The 5,632-nt window shown below is 49.3% G+C and carries 4 protein-coding genes; 3 read left to right on the forward strand and 1 reads right to left on the reverse strand.

The features are described 5' to 3' along the window. Positions 1-360: 360 nt before the first annotated feature. The 3 genes from POG22_RS05935 (at position 361) to POG22_RS05945 (ending at position 5,357) form a co-directional block, all read left to right on the forward strand. Positions 361-1,443 (forward strand): calcium-binding protein, encoded by a 1,083-nt coding sequence (locus POG22_RS05935; protein WP_498904147.1) that lies wholly within the window; start codon positions 361-363, stop codon positions 1,441-1,443. Between the two features lie 29 nt (positions 1,444-1,472). Further along, positions 1,473-4,010, forward strand: a complete 2,538-nt coding sequence (locus POG22_RS05940) for a CHAT domain-containing protein (protein WP_498904149.1) — start codon at positions 1,473-1,475, stop codon at positions 4,008-4,010. Between the two features lie 249 nt (positions 4,011-4,259). Beyond that, a complete protein-coding gene (locus POG22_RS05945; protein WP_498904151.1) occupies positions 4,260-5,357 on the forward strand; it encodes a hypothetical protein in 1,098 nt (365 codons plus the stop codon). Positions 5,358-5,519: 162 nt separating this feature from the next. On the opposite strand, the gene POG22_RS05950 is transcribed toward POG22_RS05945, so the two are convergent. Then, positions 5,520-5,632: transposase (locus tag POG22_RS05950; protein ID WP_498903168.1), on the reverse strand; the 113-nt coding region annotated here is incomplete at its 5' end.

Consider the following 5,632-nt stretch of genomic DNA (forward strand, 5'->3'; position numbering starts at 1 on the left):
CAAGGTTTTCCGATCGAGAAGCTCAAAAACCTTGGATTTTCGTCGGCGATTACCGATTCAATTGGGAAGCTAGAGTCCAAAACGACCATTGGGCAAGCTGTACGGCATCAGAATTCGCTCTGGAGACTTATTCAGCAAGCTCTATTTACGAAAGTGAGATGCACCCGAATTTTTTGCAAAAATTGACGTTTTATCAAACTTAAAAAATACCCCGTTCAATATCTCGGTATTTTTTAGACTATTTTACGGAAAATTCCTAAAATTGTTATATTTTTTCATACTTCGACCCGAAACCCCCATCGCCCCACATCCCAAATCCCAGTTCCTACAATAGAAGTATCGAGTTCGCCACAACCCACCATGCGCGTATCGAGATCTGGCTTTTCCTTCGGAAGCGGCGATGTTTTCGTTTCTGTAGACGGCGGTGCGCTCACCGTCAATATCGGCGGCGTTAATCCCCCCAGTCGTACCACTGTCACCAACAGCCTCGTCACGCCTCCGATTATCGACAATCCCTTCGGCGACGCAGAACTGTTCTTCGATGTGGGTTCGGTAGAGGAAGTCCGCCGAACGCAACCCGATATTCTCGTTATCGACCCTCAAGGCAACTTTACGCGCATTTCTTCGCCGTCGGGATTCGTCTTCGAGTCGGGGGTGGGAATTTCAGACGACGCACTGGAAACGGGAATTCGCGATGTTATCGTCATCGAAGAGCCGAACGTGCGGTTTGTCGATTCGACAACTCGGAGATTTCGAGGAGACGAGGATTCGGATAACGTTCGGGGAAGTTCTGAAGACGATACGATTTCGGGGTTTGACGGCGACGATCTGTTACGGGGACGCAGCGGCGAGGATTTGATTTTTGGAAACCGCGACGAGGATCGAATTTACGGCGGCGACGACGAGGACACGATTCTCGGGGGACGAGACGACGACGATTTGTTTGGAGACGACGGCGACGATATTCTCAATGGAAATCGCGGCGACGATCGCGTTTTGGGAAACGACGACGACGATATGCTCTTTGGGGGAGGCGGGAACGATCGCCTCGAAGGGGGTGACGGTGACGATACTCTAACAGGCGATCGCGGGGCGAACCAACTCGAAGGAGGTGACGGTTCGGATATGTTTGTATTGCGGGGGGATGTCGCGATCGCCGACGGACGCCGCACTCGTCCCGAAAACGCCGATTGGTTGGTGGATTTTCAACGGAGCGATCGCATTCTGCTGACAGACGGGTTGAGGGTAGACGATTTAAGGTTTGAAACCGTTTCCCTCAATCGCGCGGTATTAGAGAATAATTTCGATCGCTTTTCAGACGACGGATTATTTTCTAACCTATCCAACGTGACTGCTATACGCTTGGAGGAAAGCGATCGCTATCTCGGTTTTGCGGTCGGAGTGAGTGCAGAAACCTTGCAAAATCGCATCGAACCCAGTTAAAGACCCAACTTATTTGTTTTGTATTGACGATGTTGTTTGTTCGCCACTTGCTTCGCACGTCCGGTTTCGTCTCGTTAACTTGTCTGATGGCGTGGAGCGTTCCACCGTTGACGCAAGCTGCTGTAGAATCTCGTCCGACTTGGCTTGACGTCTCTTCTGAAACCCCGTCGGATGCTGCCGTTACTTTAGTCGATCGCGGTTTAGAACGCTACCGTGTCGGCGATTACCAACAGGCGATCGACCTTTGGGAAGATGCCCTCGAATTCCCCCTCAGTCCCCGAGATCTCACCATCCTTCACAGCAATCTCGCCACCGCCAGCCACAAATTAGGACGACTTCAAGACGCGATACTCCACTGGGAACGCTCCCTCGAGATCGCGCGATCGCAGCCAGATACTGAAGGACAAATCGCCCGACTCCTCACCGAACAAAGCCAAGCCTACGATGCTCTCGGACAACACCAACGGGCGATCCGTCTGTTGCGAGAAGCCCTGACGTTAGCCGAAGCCACCGGCGATCGCGAAACGCAAGCCGCGATTTACGGCAGCTTGGGCAACGCCTACTGGACTTTGGGACGATACGAAGACGCCATCGACGCCCACGAAACCAGTTTAGAACTCGCTAGACCCCTCGAACTGGACGTTTTCGTCGCCACTGCCCTCAACAACCTGGGGAACGTCTACGCCAGTCGCATTCGTCGCTACCGCTATCAAGCCAGCGTCGCGCGTTCGGAAGGGGAATTTGAAGACGCCGAACGCCTCGAGACGGCGATCGATGCAGATATCGCCGCAATGTTAGAGGTGGTGAATCGAAGTGTTGCCGCCAGCGAAGCCATTGGCGGGATGACGCAGGTTCGAGCGTTATTGAATTACGATCGCCTGTTGCAAGAGTTTCAAGATCCCGATCCTCGCGAGATCGAAGCCAATCGATCGCGTGTTCTCGAGCTGTTAGCCCGCGAACCCAACTCTCGCCACAAGGCTTTCGCGTCCATCGATCTCGCGGTCGATCTCGACGAGACTACCGAGCGATCGCTTAAAATCGAGCTTTTGCAACAGGCGATCGCCGTTTCTCGCGAGATTGGCGATCGACGGGCAGAATCCTTCGCCCTCGGCACTCTCGGAGAAACTTACGAAAATAACCAAGAATACGAGAAAGCGCTCGCACTCACCCAACGCGCCCAATTCGCCGCCCAGCAGGTGAACGCTTCCGACAGTCTCTATCGCTGGCAGTGGCAAGCCGGACGCATTTACAACGCCACGAACCAATTATCTCGATCTCTGACTGCCTATCGCAACGCGATCGCCACCTTACAAAGCATCCGAAGCGACATCATCGCCACCAGCCAAGACGTGCAATTCGACTTTCGCGATTCTGTCGAACCCGTCTATCGGGAACTCATTGCCTTGCTATTAAACCCCGACACCCCCGGTGAAAAACAGCAGAAACTTCAAGAAGTTCTCGACGTACTCGAACTGCTGAAACTGGCAGAGTTGCAAAACTTTTTCGGCGACGAATGCGTAGAAGTATCGCAGTCGATCCTCTTAGAAGACGGACGCCTCGCCGATCCGAACGCAGCAGTCGTCTACACGGTTATTTTGCCCGATCGCACCGCAATTTTACTGCAACGAGCTGACGGAACCCTATCAGATTACAGCGTGTCCGTCACCGCCGAGGAATTACAAGAGGATGTCAACCGCTTCCGTAGCCTCCTCGAAAAACGGGGAACCAACGAATACTTAGCCGAAGCCACACGGTTGTACGATTTGCTGGTACGTCCGTTGGAAGCTGACTTAGCCGCGATCGCCCCGCAAACCCTGGTATTCGTGCAAGACGGCGTGTTGCGGAAAACTCCCGTGGCGGCGTTGTACGACGGCGAATCGTTCCTCGTGGAAAAATATGCTTTGGCGACGACGCCGAGTTTGCAGTTAACCATCGCTTCCGAGAGCCAGTTAACGCGCAAAAACGCCCTCATCGTAGGGTTGACGGTGGAAGTACCGCCTTTTGCGCCCCTCAACAGTGTCGAGTCTGAAGTGAAGGGCGTACAGGAGATTATCGGCGGAACGGCACTGTTGGACGACGAGTTTACAGTAGAGAATTTCGAGAATCGCTTGAACGAGGAGAATTATTCGATCGTCCACATGGCGACGCATGGGAAGTTCGGCGTCGATTCTGACAGTACGTTTTTGTTGGCGTACGACGATCGCATCACCATTGAAGAGATGGATGCGTTGTTGCGATCGCGTCGGACTTCGGGGGCGGGCAATCTTTCACCGTTAGAACTGTTAGTATTGAGTGCCTGTCAAACTGCCGCAGGTGACGATCGCTCGGCGTTGGGAATTGCGGGAGTTGCTGTGCGGGCTGGGGCGAAAAGTGCGTTAGCGAGTTTGTGGTTTATTAACGATTCGGCAACAGTTCCTTTGGTTGAGGAGTTTTACCGCCAATTGGGAACGCCGGGAACGACGAAAGCCGAAGCATTACGTCAAGCACAATTGAAGGCGATCGATAGTTTGGAAAACAACCACCCTGGGGTTTGGTCGCCGTTTTTGTTGATTGGAAGTTGGCAGTAATGTGAGCTGAGATTGCAAGGAGGGTATTCTGGCGATCGCCTTGCTTCTTACCAGGCAATAAAATGATACAATGAGGAGATAACGAGAATTAGAAAACTTACTCTCTCACGCTTCTCAATTCTCCAAACGCCTTTTTTGTAACGTAATATTACAAAATCGTCGCCGTTCCGTAAAAATCGCGATTTTTCAGCGAGAGATTATAGAGAGTCAGTTTCTCTCAAGTCCAGCCTCAACCGACAAAAACAACTCATGGAAACCCTTAACATCACCTTCGATCTTCCTACTGAGATTGCTAAAGGTTTAGCCGATGGAACGCTCGTTCGCAAAGGTGGCGTCATTCAACACGAGAACGGACGAATCAAGATGTGGCTAAAAGAAGCAGTGGTTGATTCACAAAATGGTTTTACATTTCCCAGCGGAATGCCACTTATCACAGCAACGAGTATGCTCACATTAGGAGTTTCAGTTATTGGGTTTTCGTTAATTTATAAACAAGTAAAATTTATTGAAAAACGTTTAAAACGAATACAAAAAGAGATTGAAAAAATCGACAAAAAAATCGATTTAACTTTTTATGCAAACTTTCGAGCGGCGTTAGACTTAGCGCAAAATGCGTTTTTAATGGCTGAACCAAACAATCGCCGCAGTAGTGCACTGCAAGCCATTAACCGTTTTCTCGAAGCCGAGCATATCTATACAGACCTCGCAGATAAAGAACTGAAATGTAACAGTCAAATCAGCGATGAATATCTGTTAACTCTCTGTTTTGCTTACTTAGCAGAAACGCGATGCTACTTGGAACTTGGAGAGTACGATACCGCATTGCGCCGCTTGCAAGAAGGCAAACTGCAAATCCGCGATCGCCTCACCAAATATATCGATATTCTTTTAACCTCCAATCCGGAGATGTACTTGCATCCTAACCTTCAAAAATTGATCGATCTTTCTCGATTAACGAAAATTTATCAATGGAAAGATCCGTCTCAAACGGAAAATACAGTTTTCGAGAAGTTCCGATCTAAATTAGTTAATTTGAATTCAAACTTCGATCGATGGGTGGAATCACTACCAACTTCAGTTATCAAACCTTCTGAAATCGATCGGTTTTTGTTTATGATTTCCGATGACGGTCGAAAGACAGTTTTCAATCGCCTTTGCGAAGTGGTCGAAAAAATGGAATCGACCATCGAAACTAACGAACGATTTGCATCTTACGAATGGGAAGTAAAACTGTTGAAAAAAGCCAAAATTCCATTTCGTCAGTGGGAAATGCTAAAACCGAAAGAAGTGGCTCCTGAAGGTGCAAGTCTCATTTGCATTGAACCGCCGAAACCTTTGGCGTTGTAAAAACGAGAAAAGTGGTTGACGTACTCATCTAAAGTTTAGACAAAACTGGGAAAAGAGAGTGCCGATCGTTGAGGTCGAGCGCTCGATAAGGAAAACTGAGAAAGCATCACCCACCTCAGTGAACCCTATGAAAAGTGGCTCTTCCGAACTTAAGATGCAGAATCAATCTGAAAAAATCATAGAAAGCTGACTCCTAAGCTCAAAGTTGCAGAAATTACGAAATCCATAAGCTTTGCGTTTAATCAGCTTTAACTTGTTGTTTAAACCTTCCACAA

It is taken from the genome of Geitlerinema sp. CS-897, assembly GCF_028368005.1.
Taxonomy (GTDB): Bacteria; Cyanobacteriota; Cyanobacteriia; order Cyanobacteriales; family Geitlerinemataceae; genus Baaleninema; species Baaleninema simplex.

Excerpts from the sequence above, each read along its gene's own strand:
- POG22_RS05935 (WP_498904147.1), top strand. The coding sequence starts at position 361 with ATGCGCGTATCGAGATCTGGCTTTTCCTTCGGAAGCGGCGATGTTTTC.
- POG22_RS05940 (WP_498904149.1), top strand. The coding sequence starts at position 1,473 with ATGTTGTTTGTTCGCCACTTGCTTCGCACGTCCGGTTTCGTCTCGTTA.
- POG22_RS05945 (WP_498904151.1), top strand. The coding sequence starts at position 4,260 with ATGGAAACCCTTAACATCACCTTCGATCTTCCTACTGAGATTGCTAAA.